The 18864-nt window shown below is 66.7% G+C and carries 14 protein-coding genes; 7 read left to right on the top strand and 7 right to left on the bottom strand.

From position 1 onward, the window contains the following. Window positions 1-5: 5 nt before the first annotated feature. Window positions 6-524 (bottom strand): peptide deformylase, encoded by a 519-nt coding sequence (gene def / locus JC881_RS27590; protein WP_198788888.1) that lies wholly within the window; start codon window positions 522-524, stop codon window positions 6-8. 160 nt (window positions 525-684) lie between these two features. Between def and JC881_RS27585 the strand changes: the two genes are divergently transcribed. From JC881_RS27585 to JC881_RS27575, 3 genes are read left to right on the top strand one after another with little or no spacing between them, the layout of a single operon-like run. Then, a complete protein-coding gene (locus tag JC881_RS27585) occupies window positions 685-1902 on the top strand; it encodes a LysM peptidoglycan-binding domain-containing protein (RefSeq protein WP_198788887.1) in 1218 nt (405 codons plus the stop codon). A gap of 37 nt (window positions 1903-1939) precedes the next feature. Then, complete coding sequence (gene dprA, locus JC881_RS27580) at window positions 1940-3091, top strand: DNA-processing protein DprA (protein ID WP_198788886.1); 1152 nt, start codon at window positions 1940-1942, stop codon at window positions 3089-3091. Between the two features lie 34 nt (window positions 3092-3125). After that, window positions 3126-3644: a DUF494 family protein gene (locus tag JC881_RS27575; protein WP_198788885.1), complete on the top strand. Its 519-nt coding sequence runs from the start codon at window positions 3126-3128 to the stop codon at window positions 3642-3644. A gap of 108 nt (window positions 3645-3752) precedes the next feature. On the opposite strand, the gene JC881_RS27570 is transcribed toward JC881_RS27575, so the two are convergent. The 5 genes from JC881_RS27570 to JC881_RS27550 all read right to left on the bottom strand — a co-directional run bounded on the left by JC881_RS27570 (window position 3753) and on the right by JC881_RS27550 (window position 13545). Next, window positions 3753-6203, bottom strand: coding sequence for a DUF1631 family protein (locus JC881_RS27570; protein WP_198788884.1), 2451 nt, complete (start codon window positions 6201-6203; stop codon window positions 3753-3755). A gap of 165 nt (window positions 6204-6368) precedes the next feature. Next, window positions 6369-7322, bottom strand: a complete 954-nt coding sequence (secF, locus tag JC881_RS27565; RefSeq protein ID WP_198788883.1) for a protein translocase subunit SecF — start codon at window positions 7320-7322, stop codon at window positions 6369-6371. A gap of 16 nt (window positions 7323-7338) precedes the next feature. Beyond that, window positions 7339-9231 carry a protein translocase subunit SecD gene (gene secD / locus JC881_RS27560; protein ID WP_198788882.1) on the bottom strand — a complete coding sequence of 631 codons (1893 nt, stop codon included), beginning with the start codon at window positions 9229-9231 and terminating at the stop codon, window positions 7339-7341. 79 nt (window positions 9232-9310) lie between these two features. Then, entirely contained in the window at window positions 9311-9643 is a 333-nt protein-coding gene (yajC, locus tag JC881_RS27555) for a preprotein translocase subunit YajC (RefSeq protein WP_198788950.1), read from the bottom strand. A gap of 290 nt (window positions 9644-9933) precedes the next feature. After that, entirely contained in the window at window positions 9934-13545 is a 3612-nt protein-coding gene (locus JC881_RS27550; protein WP_198788881.1) for an indolepyruvate ferredoxin oxidoreductase family protein, read from the bottom strand. A gap of 180 nt (window positions 13546-13725) precedes the next feature. Here JC881_RS27550 and JC881_RS27545 point away from each other — a divergent pair, with 180 nt between their 5' ends. The 4 genes from JC881_RS27545 (at window position 13726) to JC881_RS27530 (ending at window position 16983) form a co-directional block, all read left to right on the top strand. Beyond that, window positions 13726-14202, top strand: a complete 477-nt coding sequence (locus JC881_RS27545) for an Lrp/AsnC family transcriptional regulator (protein WP_042577412.1) — start codon at window positions 13726-13728, stop codon at window positions 14200-14202. A 164-nt stretch (window positions 14203-14366) separates the two neighbouring features. Further along, a complete protein-coding gene (locus tag JC881_RS27540; protein ID WP_198788880.1) occupies window positions 14367-15266 on the top strand; it encodes a M23 family metallopeptidase in 900 nt (299 codons plus the stop codon). 7 nt (window positions 15267-15273) lie between these two features. After that, entirely contained in the window at window positions 15274-15993 is a 720-nt protein-coding gene (locus tag JC881_RS27535) for a hypothetical protein (protein WP_198788879.1), read from the top strand. A 111-nt stretch (window positions 15994-16104) separates the two neighbouring features. Continuing rightward, window positions 16105-16983 (top strand): hypothetical protein, encoded by an 879-nt coding sequence (locus JC881_RS27530; RefSeq protein WP_198788878.1) that lies wholly within the window; start codon window positions 16105-16107, stop codon window positions 16981-16983. Window positions 16984-17014: 31 nt separating this feature from the next. On the opposite strand, the gene JC881_RS27525 is transcribed toward JC881_RS27530, so the two are convergent. Beyond that, on the bottom strand, window positions 17015-18700 hold the full coding sequence (locus tag JC881_RS27525; RefSeq protein WP_198788877.1) for a M28 family metallopeptidase: 1686 nt from the start codon (window positions 18698-18700) through the stop codon (window positions 17015-17017). Window positions 18701-18864: the final 164 nt, after the last annotated feature.

The following is an 18864-nucleotide window of genomic DNA, read 5'->3' as shown; positions in this document are numbered from 1 at the left end:
GAGATTCAGGCCCGTTCGCGCGTTTCTTCGCGCTGTTGCTTGAGCAGCTTGCTCTTGATGCGGTTGCGCTTCAGCGGCGAGAGGTATTCCACGAACACCTTGCCCAGCAGGTGATCGAGTTCGTGCTGGACGCACACGGCCAGGAGGCCCTCGGCCTCGATGGTGCGCATGTCGCCGTTCTCGTCGAGCGCCTGGACCTTGACCGAGGTGGAACGCATCACGCCGTCATAAATGCCCGGCACCGAGAGGCAGCCCTCTTCATTGAGCACCTTTTCGTCGCTGGCCCAGGTGATTTCGGGGTTGATCAGCACGATCGGCTTGTTGCGCTCCTCGGACACATCGATGACGACGAGCCGCTCGTGCACGTCGACCTGGGTTGCTGCCAGGCCGATGCCTTCGGCGTCGTACATGGTCTCCAGCATGTCGGCAACCAGGGCCTTGATGCGCGCATCGACGCCCTGCACCGGCTTGGCCACCGTGTGCAGGCGCTTGTCCGGGTAACTCAGAATGATTCGTTTGGCCATGAAATCGGGGGGAAGTTGTGGCTATTTTCGCCAATTCCGCGACGCCGGGCGCCCCGCGGGCCCGAAAACGTTGCCCTCTCAAGGGCTTCGGGCGCAGAATTCGTAGCAAATTGTGAGATTCGTATGCGCAACGATACGTCGTGCGCTCACCCATCCAGACATGAAAAAGCTCAGATCCACCGAACGCCAGCGCCCCAATCTCTTCGCCACGCTGACCGCCCTGGCGGTAATCGGCAGTTGCGGCGCCACCACGGCCTGGGCACAAAACTACCCCGTCACGCCCCAGCAGCGCGCCACGGCCCAGCAGACCGCCCAGGCGGGCGTGCCGCTGAGCGAGCTGTCGCCCAAGGCGCCGGACGAATACACGATCAAGCCCGGCGACACCCTCTGGGCCATCTCCCGCCTCTACCTGCTGCGCCCCTGGCGCTGGCCGGAGCTGTGGGGCATGAACATCAACGAGATCGCCAACCCCCACCGCATCTATCCTGGCCAGGTCCTGTACCTGGACAAGAGCGGCGGCCGGGCGCGCCTGACCACCCGCCGCGGCGGCGTGAGCGGCGATGGCGGCACCATCAAGCTGTCACCACGCACCCGTTTCGACTCGCTGGCCGGCATGGCATTGCCCACGCTCAACCCGAGCCTGATCGAGCCGTTCCTGAGCGAGCCGATCGTCGTGGACGCCAACACGCTCGAGAGCGCGCCGCGCATCGTTGCCGGCAACGACAGCCGCGTGCTGCTGTCGCGCGGCGACCGGGCCTACGCTCGCGGCAACCCCGAGTCGCCGCTGGTCGAGGTGCCGGGCCCCGTGCAGCATTTCCGCATCTTCCGCAACGCCACGCCGCTGAAGGACCCGGGCACGGGCGAAATCCTCGGCTACGAGGCGCAGTACCTGGGCAAGGCCCAGCTGCAGCGCGGCGAATCGACCACCATCGAGACGGTCGACGACAAGGACATCATCACGGTCGTTCCGGCCAGCATCGACATCGTGGCCTCGCGGGAAGAAATGCGCGCCGGCGACCGCCTGCTGCCCGAGCCGCCGCGCCAGCTCTTGAGCTACGCACCGCGCGCGCCTTCGACGCAGGTCGACGGCCGGATCATCTCGGTCTACGGCAACGCGGTGCAGTTCGCGGCGCAGAACCAGGTGGTGGCCATCAACAAGGGCACGCGCGACGGCATCGACAGCGGCCACGTGCTGGCGATCCTGAAGAACGGCGAAACCATCCTGGACCGCACCGGCGCGCGCAAGGAAACCATCAAGCTGCCGAACGAACGCATCGGCCTCCTGATGGTGTTCCGCACCTTCGAGAAGGTGTCCTACGCCCTGGTGCTCGAGATCAACGACACCCCGAAGGCGGGCGACTTCCTCGTCAACCCCTGACCGGCTTTTCGGCGCACACGTCCTCGCCCGTACCCGTTTGGAACGCGCAGAACTCGCAGGCTGGCTGCGGCTTTCACTGACGCCGGGCATCGGCGACGGCGCCGCGCGCAAGCTGCTCGCGGCCTTCGGCCTGCCCGAAGGGATTTTTGCGCAGGGCAATGCCGCGCTGCGGCAGGTCGTGAGCACCGCGCAGGCCGAGGCGCTGCAGCAGCCGCCTCACGGCCTGCAGGCATCGATCGACCTGGCCTGGCAGTGGCTGCAGACGGCCGATGCCGGCGGCGTCACCCGCCGCCTCGTCACGCTCGGCGATGCCGGCTACCCCGCATCGCTGCTCGAAATGGCCGACCCGCCGCTGATGCTCTACGTGCTCGGCGCCGCGGACTTCGACCTCACGCAACTGCAGAACAGCATCGCCGTCGTCGGCAGCCGCAATCCGACACCGCAGGGCGCCACCAACGCGCGCAGCTTTGCGCGCGCGCTGGGCGATGCGGGCTTGCCCGTGATCTCGGGACTGGCGTTGGGCGTGGACGGCGCAGCGCACCAGGGCGCGCTCGACGCCGCCGGCGATGCGCCGCGGCTCGCCACGGTCGCCGTGGTCGGCACAGGCCTGGACCGTGTGTACCCCGCGCGGCACCGGGACCTCGCGCACCGCATCACCTTGCAGGGGCTGATCGTGAGCGAGCTGCCGCTCGGCACGCCGCCCCTCACGCAGAATTTTCCCAAGCGCAACCGGCTCATCGCGGGGCTGGCGCGCGGCACGCTGGTGGTCGAGGCGGCGCTGGCGTCGGGCTCGCTCATCACCGCGCGGCTCACCTCGGAGCAGGGCAAGGAAGTGTTCGCCATTCCGGGCTCGATCCATTCGCCGCAATCGCGCGGCTGCCATGCGCTGATCCGCCAGGGCGCCAAGCTGGTCGAGTCGGTGGCCGACATCCTCGAGGAGCTGCCGCCGTTGCGCACGAGCGTTGCGGCAAACGTGACACCCTCGAACGGCCACGCAGCCAACGACACCTCCGCGCCTGAAGACCCGCTGCTCGACGCGCTCGGCTTCGAGCCCGTGAGCCTCGACGCGCTCAGCGCACGCACCGGATGGAGCGCCGCGGCACTGCAGGCGAAGATGCTCGAGCTCGAACTGGACGGGCACATCTCACGCCTGCCGGGCGGGCTCTTTCAACGAATGGCATCCACCTAGCCCCGCTTGCATGTTCGTGGGCTATATTGGGCTCATGTTCGAAGTGCTTGTTTTTGTCTACGAAAACTATTGGCGCGGCGATGCCTGCCCCGAACCCGAACAACTGGGCCGCAAGCTCAGCGCCCACGGCTTCGAGGCAGACGAGATCCGCGATGCCCTTCACTGGCTCGACGGCCTGAGCCTCGCAACGCAAGGCATACAGCTGGAGCTCGATCCCGACGACGATGCCACCGCCACGGTGAGCTTCCGCGGCGCGCCCGAAGCCTCGTTGCCCCAGTCGGACGACGCCATGCGCGTCTACTCCCAGGCCGAGCAGGAGCACCTGGGCGCCGAGTGCCTGGGCTTCATCCGCTTTCTCGAATCGTCGGACGTGCTGTCGTGCGGACTGCGCGAGATCGTGATCGAACGCGCGATGGCCGCGCCGGGCGATCCGGTCGCGCTCGACGAGCTCAAGATCATCGTGCTGATGGTGCACTGGAGCACCGGCATCGAGCCCGATGCGTTGGTGCTCGATGAGCTCTGCGAAAGCCGCGAAGGCCGCACCGCGCACTAGGCTCTCCCCCAGGCTTCGCGCACTTCGTGCCGCTGCGCCAACCCCCTTCCGGGGGCAACGCCTGCGGCCCGGCGAAGCCGGTTCCGCGGCGTTCTCGAAGGGGCTTCGCTAGTTCAGCAAACGCTCGGGGTTCGCATCGAGCTTCGCCAGCGCCTCGCGCGTGGCGCGCACCGTGAGCGTCTCTTCCTCGGCCGGCACCAGGAGGCCCGCCTGCAGGTACGTCGCCAATCGGCCCGCCTGGATCAGGAAGCTGCGGCCGTCCGCCGTGGCGAACAGGTGCAATTGCTTCCGATCGCTGCGCCAGACGAACTGCACCTGGCTCACGCGGTCGTTGTGGTCCAGCATGAACCAGTTGCCCACCTGCAGCTCGTGCGCCCAGGCCAGCATGTCCTCGGGCACCTGCACGCCGGCGGCGTCGGGCACCACCTCGATCGAGGCGGCATCCACGCCCAGCAACATTTCGATGCTGTGGGCATCGAGCGGCAGGTCGGCGGTGCCGCCGATGTCGCTCACGAAATCCTCCAGGTGCGCCAGGCGCTCGGCCATGGCTTCGATCTTGGCCTGCGGAATGGCCTCGGTCTTGGAGAGGAACGCATCGGACAGCGTGGCGCCGATGGTCTTGATGTGCGCTTCCTGCGGCTCGTCGACGATGCCCAGCAGCGCCATGCCCTGGCGCAGGCGCTGCAAGAGCTGCGGCAGATCTTGAATCACGCGCGCGCGATCGGTGCGGTTGGGCTTGGCGCTCGCGGCCCAGACCAGTTCGGAGGCCACGCGCTTCAACATCACCGTCTGCTCGCCCTGCGCGCCGTAGCGCAGCGCGGCGATCGCCAGCACCTCGGCCCAGACCTTGAAGAGGAACTCGCGGATCTCGTCGCGCACCGGCATGTCGTTGAGCATCTTGCGCAACTCGATGGTGTACTGGATCGCCATCGTTTCCTTCTGCTCGACCTGCTGCGCCACGCTCATCACGCGCTGCGTGCTGTCGCTCTGCGTGAGGTAGCGGCTGAGGAAGGCGACGAACTCGTCGAACACCAGCTTGAACACGCGCTGCCCGGTCTCGGGGTACTGCTCGATCACCTGCACCACGCGGCGGATCTCGCCTTCGAGCGCGCTGCCGGTGATGGCGGCCGCGTCGAACCCCATCACGCAGGAGCCCATGCGGTCGATCAGCATGCGCGCGGGGTGCTGCAGCGTGCCGAAGAATTCGGGCTCGGCGATGGCCACGCGCAGCACCGGCATCTGCAGCCGCGCGAACCACACGCGCGCCGAGAACGGAATCCGCTCTTCCGCAAGGATCGCCTGGAACATGAGCGCGACGATCTCGACCGTGGCCTTGTCGGCCGTGGTGGGCGCGCGCTTCTTGAGCTCGGCGCTGCGCCGGCGCAGGTCGACCGCGGTCTGCTGGATCATCGTGGCCTGCTCGCCCGACGCTTCCATGTACTGCGTGGCCGCCATGCGGTAGGCCGCCTCGGCATCGGCGATGGCGCCGGCGAAGGTCCTGGAGAACGCACGGGGCGCGGTGGTGCCGCCAACCCCACCAACCCCACCAGCCGCATTGCCGCCGCCCGAGCCGGGGCCGGTCGCGCGTCCCGCCTGGGCCGTGGCCGCGATCGAGTTCTGGGCGGTGACGATGGTGGTGTCCCCGCCGATGCGCGCGGTGACGAAGCGCTTGAGGCTCAGGAGCGCGGTCTGCGCGCGCTGCCGTGCGATCGTGAGCGGCGAGCCGCCGATCGTCGATGACGCGGGCATCGGCACGGAGGCCTGCTGCTGTTGCGGCGCCTGGGCGCCGAAGCCGGGCCGTTGCTGGCCGTGCTGGCTGCCCTGGTCCATCGGCGCCGTGGCCGTCGAGGCCCCGGCCGCGAACGAACTGTTGAAGCCGCCGCTGTTGCCGCCGCCGCCGGCATTGCCGGTGCGCCGCACGAAGCTCTTGAGGTCGATCTCCTGCATCACGCCGTTGGCGATCAGGAAGGCATTGGCGCCCTCGTAGGCCTTCACGACCACGTCGAGCAGTTGCAGCTGCACCGTGTCCTGGACGCGGCTCCAGAGCTCGCGGCTCAGGCCCGCCGCGAGCCATTGCTCCACCAGCAGCTTGGCCAGCGTCTCGGGCTTGAGCACGTCCTTCGAATCGAGTTCGCTCGTGCCTTCCAGGTGCTGGATGCGCAGGCGCAGGTCGCTCAGCTCGAAGCTGGCCTTGTCGTGGATCACCTGCGCCAGGCGCGAGGCGAGGATGTTGGATTCGACGACCTCGTCGCCGATGAGCTCGAGCCGCAGCGCCGTGGGAAAGGTGGTGAGGCCGCCGGTCTGGGTGCCGGCGCCCAGGGCCTTGCGCCAGCCCGCTTGCGCGAGCGTGACCCATTGCGTGGCCTGCCCCTGGAACGCCACGAAATCGTCGCGGTGCTCCTGCATCGCGCGGGCGTTGCTCACCTCGGAAGCCAGCTGCGTCAGTCGGTCGCGGATCGCGCGGGCCAGCGGGACGATGGCCCCTTCCGTGGCCAATACGAAACGCTCACGCGTCTCGCGTGCGAGCTGCAGGGAAGAGGCGGACCGCGCAATGCTCATTGAAAGATCGGGAAGGCCAAGGGGAACTCAAGGGGAACTGTTCGTCAGCAACAACCGCGAGCTTGCATCGGGAAACGCCACCGCACAAGTGCGGAGAATGCCCGGCGTTGCATACGAACAGCGGTGCAGCCGTGCCGCCCGCTTTGTTGAACCCTGAAGTATCCGTCAGACCACGGCGCCGGCGTTCGGGTCGTCTTCCGATTCGCCGTCGCGCTTGGTCGGGCCGCCCTTGATCAGGTCTTCGCGCTTCACGCCCAGCCACATGGCGATGGCCGCGGCCACGAAGCACGAGGAGTAGATACCGAAGCAGATGCCGATCGTCAGCGCCAGTGCGAAGTAGTGCAGCGTCGGGCCGCCGAAGAAGAACATCGACAGCACCACCAGCTGCGTGGAGCCGTGGGTGATGATCGTGCGGCTGATGGTCGAGGTGATCGCGCTATCGATCACTTCGGCCGTCGTGAGCTTGCGGTAGCGGCGGAAGTTCTCCCGCACCCGGTCGAAGATCACGACCGATTCGTTCACCGAGTAGCCCAGCACCGCCAGCACCGCCGCCAGCACCGCCAGCGAGAACTCCCACTGGAAGAAGGCGAAGAAGCCCAGGATGATCACCACGTCGTGCAGGTTGGCCAGAACGGTAGCCAGCGCAAACTTCCATTCGAAGCGAAACGCCAGGTAGATCATGATGCCCACGACCACCATGGCCAGCGCCTTCAGGCCGTTGCTGGTGAGCTCGTCGCCCACCTGCGGGCCGACGAACTCGTTGCTGCGCAGCTCCACCGTCGGCTCGACCGCCTTCAGCGCGCCCATCACCTGGTCGCTCTGCTGGGTCGAGGTCATGCCCTTTTGCACCGGCAGGCGGATCTGCACCGAGGTGCCGAAGCTCTGCACCTGCACCTCCTGGTAGCCCAGCTTGGCGACGACGTCGCGCACCTTGCCGACGTCGGCCGACTGCTTGTAGGCCACTTCCATCACCGTGCCGCCGGTGAACTCCACCGACAGGTGCAGGCCGCGGTGGAACAGGAAGAACACGGCCAGCGCAAAGGTGACGAAGGAGACGATGTTCAGCACCAGCGCGTGGCGCATGAACGGGATGGTCTTGTGGATCCGGAAGAATTCCATGGCTCTGTGCTGCCTCTTACTTGGTTTCGGCCACGGCCACGGCGTCGGCGCCGTCGGTCTTGGGGCGCCAGACCGTGCCGATCGACACGCTCTTGAGCTTCTTCTTCTGGCCGTACCAGAAGTTCACGAGACCGCGCGAGAAGAACACGGCCGAGAACATCGAGGTGACGATGCCGATGCAGTGCACCACCGCGAAGCCGCGCACCGGGCCCGAGCCGAAGGCCAGGAGCGCGATGCCCGCGATCAGCGTGGTCACGTTGGAGTCCAGAATCGTGCCCCAGGCGCGCTCGTAGCCCGCATGGATCGCCGCCTGCGGCGAGGCGCCGTTGCGAAGCTCTTCCCGCACGCGCTCGTTGATCAGCACGTTGGAGTCGATGGCCACGCCGATCGCCAGCGCCATGGCCGCGATGCCGGGCAGCGTGAGCGTGGCCTGCAGGATCGAGAGAATGGCCACCAGCAGCATCAGGTTGACTGCCAGCGCGATCGACGAGAACACGCCGAACAGCGCGTAGTAGATGCACATGAACACCATGATCGCGGCGAAGCCGTACATCACGCTGTCGAAGCCCTTCTTGATGTTCTCGGCGCCCTGCGTCGGGCCGATGGTGCGTTCCTGGATGATCTCCATCGGCGCGGCCAGCGAGCCGGCGCGCAGCAGCAGCGCGAGGTCGTTGGCTTCGGAGACGGTCATCGCGCCGGACACCTGGAAGCGGTTGCCCAGCTCGCCGTTGATCGAGGGAGCGGTGAGCACTTCGCCCTTGCCCTTCTCGAAGATCAGCATGGCCATGCGCTTCTTGTAGTTCTCGCGGCTCACGTCACGCATGATGTTGCCGCCCTTGGAGTCCATGGTCAGGTCGACCTTGGGCTGGTTGGTCTGCTGCTCGAAGCCGGGCTGCGCGTCGGTGAGGTTTTCGCCGGTGACCAGCACCTGCTTCTTCACGATCACGGCGCGGCCCGAGCGATCCAGGAATTTCTCGGAGCCGAACGGCACCGGCCCCGTGCCCTGTTCGGCCGCGCGGCCTTCGGTGCTTTCGTCCACCAGGCGCATCTCCAGCGTGGCGGTGCGGCCGATGATGGTCTTGGCCTGGGCCGGGTCCTGCATCCCGGGCAGCTGCACGACGATGCGGTCGATGCCCTGCTGCTGGATCACCGGCTCGGCCACGCCCAGTTCGTTGATCCGGTTGTGCAGCGTGGTCACGTTCTGCTTGAGCGCCGCGTCCTGAAAGCGGCGCGCCGCCTCGGGCTTGATGCTCGCCACGATGCGCGACTCGGTGCCCTGCTGGCTCTCCACGATGCTCAGGTCGGGCATCTGGTCCTGGATCAGGCGCCGGGCGATCTCCAGACTGTCGGCGTCGCGCAGCGTGATCTCCACGGTCTGGCCGTTGCGGTTCACCGCGCTGCCGCGCACCTTCTTGTCGCGCAGGCCCGTGCGGATGTCGCCGGCGAAGGACTCGGCCTTCTTGTCCAGCACGCCGCGCATGTCCACCTGCAGCAGGAAGTCGACCCCGCCGCGCAAATCGAGGCCCAGGTACATCGGGAACGCATGCAGCGCCGTGAGCCAGTGCGGCGAGCGCGACACGAGGTTCAGCGCCACCACGTAGGAGGCTTCGTCCTTGTTGGGTACCAGAGCCTGCGTCAGCGCGTCGCGCGCCTTGATCTGGTCGTCGGTGGAGACGAAGCGCGCCCGCACGGCGGTCGGCTCGAGCGTCAGCAGGTCGGGCGCGAGGCCCGCCGCCTTGAGCACGCCCTCGACCCGGGCCTGCGTCGACGCATCGATCTTGATGGTGGACTTGGCCGCCGACACCTGCACCGCAGGCGACTCGCCGAAGAAATTGGGCAGGGCGTAGACGAGCCCCACGAGCAACACGATCACGATGATCGTGTACTTCCAGACCGGGTAACGGTTCATGAGAAAGCGCTTTTCAAGAAACGGGACACGGCGTGAATTGGGGCCCTGCGCCGCAAAGCGCAAGGATCAGCTCACGCTTTTATTTGACGGCGCCCTTGGGCAGGACCTGCACCACGGCGCTGCGCTGGATCTTGATCTCGATGCCGTTGGCGATCTCCAGGCCCAGGTACTGGTCGCCGATGGAGGTGATCTTGCCGAGCACGCCGCCGGCCGTGGCGACTTCGTCGCCCTTGGCCAGGGCCTCGATCATGGCGCGGGCTTCTTTCTGGCGCTTCATTTGCGGGCGGATCATGACGAAATACAGCACCACGAACATCAGCACCAGGGGCAGCATGCTGCCGAGCGACGACAACATGTCGCCGCCACCGGCGGCTGCGGGCGCGGTCTGGGCGAAAGCAGAGGAAATGAACAAGAGCGTCTCCAGGAGAGAGAGATAGGGAATAGAAAGCGAGAGGAGCGCGGGCCGGGCCTGCCGTTCCATCTCTGTGCGGCCACGGGACGCGGGCCGCAAGTCAAAGCTCGGCGGGGCTTGGCGCCGCGCACAGCACCGGGCATTGTATTCGGGGCACGGCGCCCGCCCACCGGCTTATCCGGCGCGGTGGGGAGGGCTTTCCGGGTATCCGGCGCGGCCGTTATTTGCTACGTTTTGAATAGCAAAGAGCGCCCAATGGGCGCTCTTCGAAGACTGAAGCGGCTGAAAAATCAGGCCGCCGCGCGCTGCCCCTGCGGATTGCGCCACTTGGCCATCAGCTCGCTCCAGCGCGTGCGGGCGGCCACCAGGTTGCGCTCCTTCACGTGCCCGTAGCCGCGGATCTGCTCGGGCAGGCTCGCGATTTCCAGCGCCAGCGCGTGGTTGTCGGCGCGCAGGGCGCCGATCACCTCGTCGATGCTCGCGCGGTATTCGGCGATCAGCGCGCGCTCGGTCTTGCGCTCTTCGGTGCGGCCGAAGATGTCGAGCGCCGTGCCGCGCAGGCCCTTCAGCTTCGCGAGGAAACGAAAGCCCGTGAGCATCCAGGGACCGAACTTCTGCTTCTGCAACTGGCCCTTGGCGTTCTTCTTGGCAATGATCGGCGGGGCCAGGTGGTAGTTGAGCTTGTAGTCGCCTTCGAACATGCCTTCGACGCGGTCCAGGAACGAACGGTCGGTGTGCAGGCGCGCCACTTCGTATTCGTCCTTGTACGCCATCAGCTTGAAGAGGTAGCGCGCCACCGTTTCGGTGAGCGCCGTCTTGCCGGGCAGCGACGATTCGGCCTGCTGCACCTTGGCGACGAACTGCTTGTAGGCCTCGGCGTAGGCGGCGTTCTGGTAGCCCGCGAGGAACTCGGCGCGGCGTGCCACCAGGCTCTCGACGGTCTCGCGCTTCTTGAACTCGATGACCTGGCCCGGGCGCACGCGCTTTTGCAGTTCCTCGGGGCGAACGGCGGCCTGGCGGCCCCATTCGAAGGCGGTCTTGTTGTTCTCGATGGCCACGGCGTTCAGTTCGATGGCGCGCATCAGCGACTCGTGCGCCAGCGGCACCCAGCCCTTCTGCCAGGCGTAGCCCAGGATCATCGGGTTGACGTAGATGCTGTCGCCCATCAACGTGGTGGCGGCCGCATCGGCGTCGAAGGTGCCGATGCCGTCGATGCCCACGGCGCGCGCAATTTCAGCGGCGCAGGCGTCTTCGGGGTTCTGCCAGTTGGCGTTGCGCACGAAGGCTGCGGTGGGCGCGCTGTGGCTGTTGAGCGCCACGTGCGTGCGCCCTTCGCGCATGCGCGCCATGGTCTCGCCGTTGACCGTGACCAGCGGATCGCAGGCCAGGATCAGGTCGGCCGCTGCCGTGCCCACGCGCGTGGTGCGGATGTCGTCCTGCGTGTCGCCGATGAGCACGTGGCTCCAGGTGGCGCCGCCCTTTTGCGCGAGACCCGCCGCGTCCTGCGTGACGATGCCCTTGGCCTCGATGTGCGCGGCCATGCCCAGCAGTTGCCCGATGGTGATGACACCGGTGCCGCCGACGCCCGCCACCACCACGCCCCAGACCTTGCCGCCCGCGAGCGACGGGATCGTGGGCTCGGGCATCAGGCCGAATTCGGCGGGCGTCGCGCCCTTGCTCTTGCTCTTCTTCTTGAGCTGGCCGCCCTCGACGGTCACGAAGCTCGGGCAGAAGCCCTTCAGGCAGCTCATGTCCTTGTTGCAACTGCTCTGGTTGATGGTGCGCTTGCGGCCGAATTCGGTCTCCAGCGGCTCCACCGAGAGGCAGTTGCTCTGCACGCTGCAGTCGCCGCAGCCTTCGCACACCAGCTCGTTGATGACCACGCGCTTGGCCGGATCGACGGCCGTGCCGCGCTTCCTGCGGCGGCGCTTCTCGGTCGCGCAGGTCTGGTCGTAGATGATGGCGGTGGTACCGGCCATCGCGCGGAATTCGCGCTGGATGTCGTCCAGCAGGTCGCGGTGCTTGACCTGCACGTGGTCGCCCGGAATCGAGACGCCCTCGTACTTCTCGGGCTCGTCGGTCACGATCACGACCTTCTTGGCGCCCTCGGCATGCAGGCTCTCGGCGATCTGCAGCACCGAGTGGCCTTCGGGGCGCTCGCCGACCTGCTGGCCGCCGGTCATGGCAACCGCGTCGTTGTAGAGGATCTTGTAGGTGATGTTCACACCGGCCGCGATGCTCTGGCGAATGGCCAGCAGGCCGCTGTGGAAGTACGTGCCATCGCCCAGGTTCGCGAAGATGTGCTGGTCGGTCGTGAAGGGCTGCTGGCCCACCCACGGCACGCCCTCGCCGCCCATCTGCGTGAAGCCGATGGTGGAGCGGTCCATCCAGGTGGCCATGAAGTGGCAGCCGATGCCGCCCATCGCGCGCGAGCCTTCGGGCACCACGGTGCTGGTGTTGTGCGGGCAGCCCGAGCAGAACCACGGCTGGCGCGTGGCGTCGGCCACGCTGGTGGAGGCCTGCTGCACCACCATCGAGCGCTCCTTGGCTTCCAGGATGGCCAGTTGCGCGTCGATGCGCGCGGTCATGTCGGCGCCGGCCGCGGCCAGGAGGCCGGTCTTCTTCAGGCGCGCGGCGATGGCCTTGGCGATCAGCGCGGGGTTCAGGTCGGCGTTGGCGCGCAGGAGCGTGTGCGCGGTCGGGTTGGGCATCGACCATTCGCCGCCGGAGTACCCCTCGGCCGCGTGCACTTCGCCTTCGTCGAACTTGCCGACCACGTTGGGGCGCACGTCGGGGCGCCAGTTGTAGAGCTCTTCCTTCAGCTGGTATTCGATGACCTGGCGCTTCTCCTCGACCACCAGGATCTCTTGCAGGCCGGTGGCGAATTCGCGCGTGAGCTGCGCTTCGAGCGGCCACACCACGCCCACCTTGTGCAGGCGGATGCCCAGCTGGCGGCAGGCCGCGTCATCGAGCCCCAGGTCCAGCAGCGCCTGGCGCGTGTCGTTGAAGGCCTTGCCGCTGGCCATGATGCCGAAGCGATCGTTCGGCCCTTGGATGACGTTGTGGTTCAGCCGGTTGGCGCGGATGTACGCGAGCGCGGCGTACCACTTGTAGTGCATGAGCCGCGCTTCCTGCTCCAGCGCATGGTCGGGCCAGCGGATGTGCAGGCCGCCGGGCGGCATCTCGAAGTCGGTGGGAATGACGATCTCCACGCGCTCCGGGTCGATCATGGCCGTGGCGCTCGACTCGACGATCTCCTGGATCGTCTTCATGCCCGACCACACGCCCGAGAAACGGCTCAGCGCAAAGGCGTGGATGCCCAGGTCCAGGATTTCCTGCACGCTGGTCGGAAAGAACACCGGCGTGCCGCAGGCCTTGAAGATGTGGTCGCTCTGGTGCGCGGCGGTGGAGCTCTTGGAGATGTGGTCGTCGCCGGCCACCGCGATCACGCCGCCGAATTCGGTGGTGCCCGCCATGTTGGCGTGCTTGAAGACGTCCGAGCAGCGGTCCACGCCCGGGCCCTTGCCGTACCAGATGCCGAAGACGCCGTCGAACTTGTTGGTGCCCTGCGGCGAGAAGCCCAGCTGCTGGGTGCCCCAGAGCGCGGTGGCCGCGAGCTCTTCGTTCACGCCCGGCTGGAAGACGATGTTCTGTTCCTTCAGGAACTTGCTGGCCTTCCACAGCGCCTGGTCGTAGCCGCCGAGCGGGGAGCCGCGGTAGCCGCTGATGAAGCCGGCGGTGTTCTTGCCGGCCTGCTTGTCGCGCAGTTGCTGCAGCATGGGCAGCTTGACGAGGGCCTGCACGCCGCTCATGAAGGCGCGGCCGTAATCGAGGGAGTATTTGTCGTCGAGCGTGACGGTCTCTAGCGCGCGGCGAATGTGCTCGGGCAGCGGGGCGTTCATGTTGTCTGTCTCCGTATTGGCAGGGCCTTGTGGGCCTGGCTGGATTGGCTGTGGGTCTGTGCCCGGTAGGGCGCGAGCCCATGATCACGCAAAGTGTATGCCGGGGTCCGCGACAGGTGTTTGCGTTCTTTGCCCTGAAAAACGCGGTTCCAGAAAGAATCTTGCTTAATATCCACCCATATGGAAAGCATTGACAAGTTCGACCTCGCAATCCTGCAAGAACTGCAGGCCGACGGGCGCCTCACCAACGCCGAGCTTGCGCAGCGCGTGGGCCTCTCGGCCGCGCCCTGCTGGCGCCGCGTGCGGGCGCTGGAGGAGGCGGGCTTCATCAAGGGCTACCGCGCCGAGATCGACCGCCACAAGATCGGGCTGGGCGTGCTCGCTTTCGTGCGCGTGGACACCGAGCGCGTCACCAACGAGGCCACCCGCAAGCTGGAAGACGCGATCCGCAAGATGCCCGAGGTGGTGGCCTGCCACTACATCAGCGGCACCGGCACCTTCGAGTTGCAGGTGGTGGCGCAGGACCTGAACGGCTTCTCGGCCTTCGCGCGCCAGCACCTGATGAACCTGCCGAACGTGAAGGACCTGCACACGAGCTTCTCGCTGGGCGAGGTGAAGGCGAGCAGCGCGTTGCCACTGGGGCATCTGGCGAAGTAGCCGCGCGCGCGGCCCGACCCATGACTTTTGCCCGCTTCCCGCGGGTTTTGTGCGCCCCTCGCATGCGGGGGTGACCATTGTTTGCAGTGCGAAATCGGTGAGCCGACAAGACTGTGGAGACCCGGCTGGGACGTGCCCGGCCTTCCACTTTCTTCACGGTTCGCATGATCCTCAGCCCGCCCTTCCTGCCTGCACGGGCCTCGCAATCCGAAGCCGCCTGGCTGGACGCCGCGATGGCGCAGCCGACGTCCCGCCTCTCGAGCACCAACGCCCCCGAGGGCTCCTTTCCCCTGAGCCTGCAGCTCGCGTGGCACAACGGCCTCCACATCCAGGCGCCGCAGGCGGCCGGTGCGTACCTGCCGGTGCGCGCCATCGCCGACGGGACCGTCGTCTTCGTGCATCCGCCGACCGCGCCGAACAGCGACGTCACCCACCCGCTCAACTACAACCCCTTCCACAGCGACACGCCCAGCGCCGCATGGACCAGCGATGGTTGCGTCGTCATCGAACACAAGGGCGAGATCGGCGCGGCGGGAACGGTGGCCACCGAGTTCACCTACTACAGCGCGTGCATGCATCTGGGCAGCATCGCCCGGCACGCCGGGACTCACGCGCCGCTCAAGGCCGGCGATCGGGTCTGTCGCAAGGAGGCGCTGGGCACGCCGGGACAGATCTACGGCCACGAAGGACAGATCCATTTCGAGATCTGCTGCGACGCGGGGAACGTCGAGACGCTCACCACCCGACAACGGAACTGGGTCGATCCGCCGGCGCCCCCGCCACCGACCGCGAACGGCCGCACCGACAGCGTCTTCGGAAGCCTCTACGTCTATCTCCCGGCGGGCACCCCGACCAGCGCGCGCCAGCCGACGAGCCACCTGCGCTCGGCCGCCCGCACAGCCGGCGCGGCGAGCGCCGCCACCGACCATTTCCTGCCCAACGATCAAGCACAGGAAACCACCATATCCAAGGCGGTCACCCGTGCCATCAACGGGGGAGAAATGGACTGGGACCGGCGGCTGATAAACACGAGATCGGCCAAAAAAATCCTTCTCGATCAATAAGATTCAAATGAAAAAAATCGTTTCCCTTGCTCTGCTTTCCCTTATCTCCCTGGTTTGCCACGCACAGGAGGTGATCGTTTTGAATTCCGACAATCGAATTCTTACCCTCTATAAGGGCGGGGAGTCACTGAAATGCTCGGTCGATCTGGAGTTCGACAGTTTTCGCTATTCAGGCGATCGACACTTTTTGATTTTCAAGCACATTGAAAAGCAATACGGCATTCCTTTTTATACCCACTTTATTGATTTATCCACCGCATACGCTCAGTGCCGAAAAAATCCGAAGATCCGCCTCGTCAGAGAATCGAGCGGAGACAACATCCTGGACCTCAATGCAAAAGGCCAGATTTATTTGACTTATTTGCAGGACATGTACAAAACTGGGGGAAATGAACTTGCCGTGAGAACCTCGATTGCAGTGAAGCGACTGCCATCGCTCAAGGAAATAATCTTCCCCTTCAGCATCAGAAAGCACGATTCTGAAAGCATGGCCAGGCAAAGAATTGACCATCTTGATGGTCGAATTTCTTATGATTCAACCGACATTCCAGATGATCTTCGCGTGATATCCAAAGATGGGAAATACATCGCGCCCGCCGGTATTTGGTGCGGCGCGGAGGCACCCTACAAAAACGTTTGGAGTATCGACACGCGAAAGAAGATTTCCGCCAAAGAAATGGCGCGGCTGAAACGCAAGAACGTCCAATGCGAGGACCTTTTCGGCTGACGCTCAACGATGCGAACGACGCGCAACGCGCCGGCGTTTCCGCCAGGCCGAGGTCTTCGGGAGCGGTATGCGAGCATCCACCCCCTCACCGAGACAAGAAGAGGGAGCCGCATGCATCTCGACCCCAGCCGCCGCGCAATGGACCACCTGCAGCAAATCCGCCTGCTGACCGACGCCGAACACACCACAGCCACCAGCGATCCCGAACTGGGCAACGCCACATTTCGCACCCCCGCCGAAGCCCTCGCCTGGGTCGTCGCCCGCGAGATCATTTCGCAGGCTCAGCTCGCCGGCCTCCCCGCCCGCGCCGCCGCGGGCCAGGAGAACGAAGCCCAGGCCATCGTCTCCGAAGCCACCGACCTCCTCAGCGGCGAATTCCCGCTGCCGCCCTGGGCGCAGTTGCACATCCGTCTGCTGGACCGCCGCATGCAGGACGGCGTCAGCGCCAACGCGCTGGACCAGTTGCTGAACCTGCAATTGATCGACGAAACGCAGCACGCGCACAGCCTCTCGATGCTGCCCACCCACCAGGAAGCCTGGGCCGCGCCCGATTCGCTGCCCGCCACGCTCGCCTGGACGGTGCTCCGGTCGGGCGCTCTGAGCGACGGCGAACTCAGGGCGCTGGCCGGCCGCACGTCGCACCCCGACATCGTCGCGGACGCCATCGCGCGCATCGACGGCGCGACGACGGTGACGCGCAAGACCTCGACCACGACGACGTTCTCCCTCGATTCGCTGGACTTCAGCACCTCGTCGTCCTCCTCGACGTCCTCCTCGACGTCCTCCTCGACGTCCTTGCCGTCCGGGTCGTTCGTCCTGCCCCCTTCTTCATCGACTTCATCGTCTTCGTCATCCCCCGCCACGCAGACGCGGACGTTCACCTGGACGTCGTCCTCGACCTCGGAGGCGACCCCGGCGAGCGGCTGGAAGAAGACGATCGTCGTTGTCGTGGTCGCGCTGGTCGCGCTCTACCTCCTCTTCGGCCGCTGAAGAGAAGGCACCCGAAGGCAGGCGCCCCCGGTCAGCGCCGCTGGCCGCGGCTCGCCTCGCGCGTCGCGCGGAATTCCGAGCCCTGCCCCCATTCGGGCCAGCGCTTGCTGTTGGCCAGCGTCTCGCCCACGCGGTAGAGCAGCGGCAGGTCGTGCGCCATGCCGGTGAAGGACCAGTCGGCGCGCCATTCGTCGGCCGGCTGGTGGTAGCGGTCGGCGGTGTAGGCCTTGCTGGCCGCTTCGCCGGCCGCGAGGCCGCCTTGCACCCAGTCGTCGCCCGAGTCGAACGAGAGCGCCGGCACGCCGCGCTTGGCGAACGAGAAATGGTCGGAGCGGAAGAAGTAGCCGGCCTCGGGGTGCGGGTCCGGCGCGTAGGCCAGGCCGAAGCCCTTGGCCTCCTCGACCAGCAGGTCCTGCAGCTGCGACGCGGCGCTGCCCGAGGTGCTGAAGTTGCGCGACGGGCCTTCGGGGCTGAGCGCGTCCATGTTGATCACCGCCACGGTCTTGGCGAGCGGGTACAGCGGCTTGGCGCCGTAGAACTCGGAGCCCAGCAGGCCGCGCTCCTCGGCGGTCACGGCCAGGAAGACGACGGAGCGCTCGGGCTTCTTCGGCGCGCTCGCGAAGGCGCGGCCCATCTCGATCAGCGCGGCGAGGCCGGTGCCGTTGTCGACGGCGCCGTTGTAGATCCTGTCGCCCTTGGCATCGGGCGCGCCGACGCCCAGGTGGTCCCAGTGGGCGCTGTAGATCACGGTTTCGCCGGGGCGCCGGCGGCCCTCGACGCGGCCGACCACGTTCTTCGAAACGATCACCTCGCGCGCGATCGCGTACTCGGCCGTGAGGCTCGCGTCCTTGAGCAGCTGCGGCTGGAATTCGCGCGTCTGCGCGAGCTTCTTCTGCGCCTCGAAGTCCAGGCCCGCGCGGCGCATCAGTTCGACCGCCACGTCGCGCTGGATCCAGGCCTCGAGCTTCGGGTGCACGGCCGCCGGCTGGTCGCGCTCGATGTCGAGCATGGTCGCGGTGTTGGAGTTCTTGACCGTGGCCCAGCCATAGGCGGCCGGCGCGGTCTCGTGCACGATCAGCACGCCCAGCGCGCCGAGGCGCGCGGCCTCTTCGAACTTGTAGGTCCAGCGGCCGTAATAGGTCATGGCCTTGCCGCCGAAGTCTCCCGTGCCGTTTGCACCCGTCTCGAAATCGGGGTCGTTGACCAGCACGACCGCGATCTTGCCCTTGAGGTCCACGCCCTTGTAGTCGTCCCAGCGCCGCTCAGGCGCGCTCACACCGTAGCCCACGAAGACCAGCGGTGCCTGTTGGATCGACACCGAGGTCGAGCCATCCATCGCGGCGCGCACCGCGATCTGTTCGCCCTGCACCAACGCATCGCGCTGCGCGCCCACCTGCAGCGTGAGCTGCGGCGCGCCGCGGAACTCGGTCTTCACGAGCGGCACCGATTGCGTCCAGCCGCGCTTGCCGCCTTCCAGGTCGCCGCCGGGCAGGAGGCCCGCGGCCTTGAACTGGGCGACGAGGTAGTCCACCGTCTTCGCCTCCGCCGGCGTGGCCGGTGCGCGGCCCTCGAAGTCGTCGCCGGAGATGGTCTTCACGATCTGCGACAGGCGCTGCGGGTCGAAGCGCGGCGCCGGGTCGGCGGCCAGCGCGCCGGTGGCGCTCCATGCGAGGCCGATGCCACAAAAAAGAAAGACAGGTCCGAGTCGCCGGTTCATGCGGGGCTCCTGAAAAAGGGAAGCCCCGGATACTGACAGCCCGCAACGGCCATCGCGCGATGCCCCCGGCCCCGCCCGGAGAACCTTAGTTAGCCCGCCGGCGCGCAGGCGGCAACGACTCAGTCGAAGCACTCACATTCCGCTTGGCGAAGCGCACAAAAGGG

The organism is Variovorax sp. IB41 (assembly GCF_016405905.1).
Classification (GTDB): domain Bacteria; phylum Pseudomonadota; class Gammaproteobacteria; order Burkholderiales; family Burkholderiaceae_C; genus Variovorax.
The sequence above is the reverse complement of the archived record's forward strand: the minus strand, read 5'-3'. Positions and strand labels throughout refer to the sequence as shown.

Bases quoted from the DNA above. Each gene is read 5' to 3' on its own strand.
- def (WP_198788888.1), bottom strand. From the start codon at position 524: ATGGCCAAACGAATCATTCTGAGTTACCCGGACAAGCGCCTGCACACG.
- JC881_RS27585 (WP_198788887.1), top strand. From the start codon at position 685: ATGAAAAAGCTCAGATCCACCGAACGCCAGCGCCCCAATCTCTTCGCC.
- JC881_RS27575 (WP_198788885.1), top strand. From the start codon at position 3,126: ATGTTCGAAGTGCTTGTTTTTGTCTACGAAAACTATTGGCGCGGCGAT.
- JC881_RS27570 (WP_198788884.1), bottom strand. From the start codon at position 6,203: ATGAGCATTGCGCGGTCCGCCTCTTCCCTGCAGCTCGCACGCGAGACG.
- secF (WP_198788883.1), bottom strand. From the start codon at position 7,322: ATGGAATTCTTCCGGATCCACAAGACCATCCCGTTCATGCGCCACGCG.
- secD (WP_198788882.1), bottom strand. From the start codon at position 9,231: ATGAACCGTTACCCGGTCTGGAAGTACACGATCATCGTGATCGTGTTG.
- JC881_RS27550 (WP_198788881.1), bottom strand. From the start codon at position 13,545: ATGAACGCCCCGCTGCCCGAGCACATTCGCCGCGCGCTAGAGACCGTC.
- JC881_RS27545 (WP_042577412.1), top strand. From the start codon at position 13,726: ATGGAAAGCATTGACAAGTTCGACCTCGCAATCCTGCAAGAACTGCAG.
- JC881_RS27540 (WP_198788880.1), top strand. From the start codon at position 14,367: ATGATCCTCAGCCCGCCCTTCCTGCCTGCACGGGCCTCGCAATCCGAA.
- JC881_RS27535 (WP_198788879.1), top strand. From the start codon at position 15,274: ATGAAAAAAATCGTTTCCCTTGCTCTGCTTTCCCTTATCTCCCTGGTT.
- JC881_RS27530 (WP_198788878.1), top strand. From the start codon at position 16,105: ATGCATCTCGACCCCAGCCGCCGCGCAATGGACCACCTGCAGCAAATC.
- JC881_RS27525 (WP_198788877.1), bottom strand. From the start codon at position 18,700: ATGAACCGGCGACTCGGACCTGTCTTTCTTTTTTGTGGCATCGGCCTC.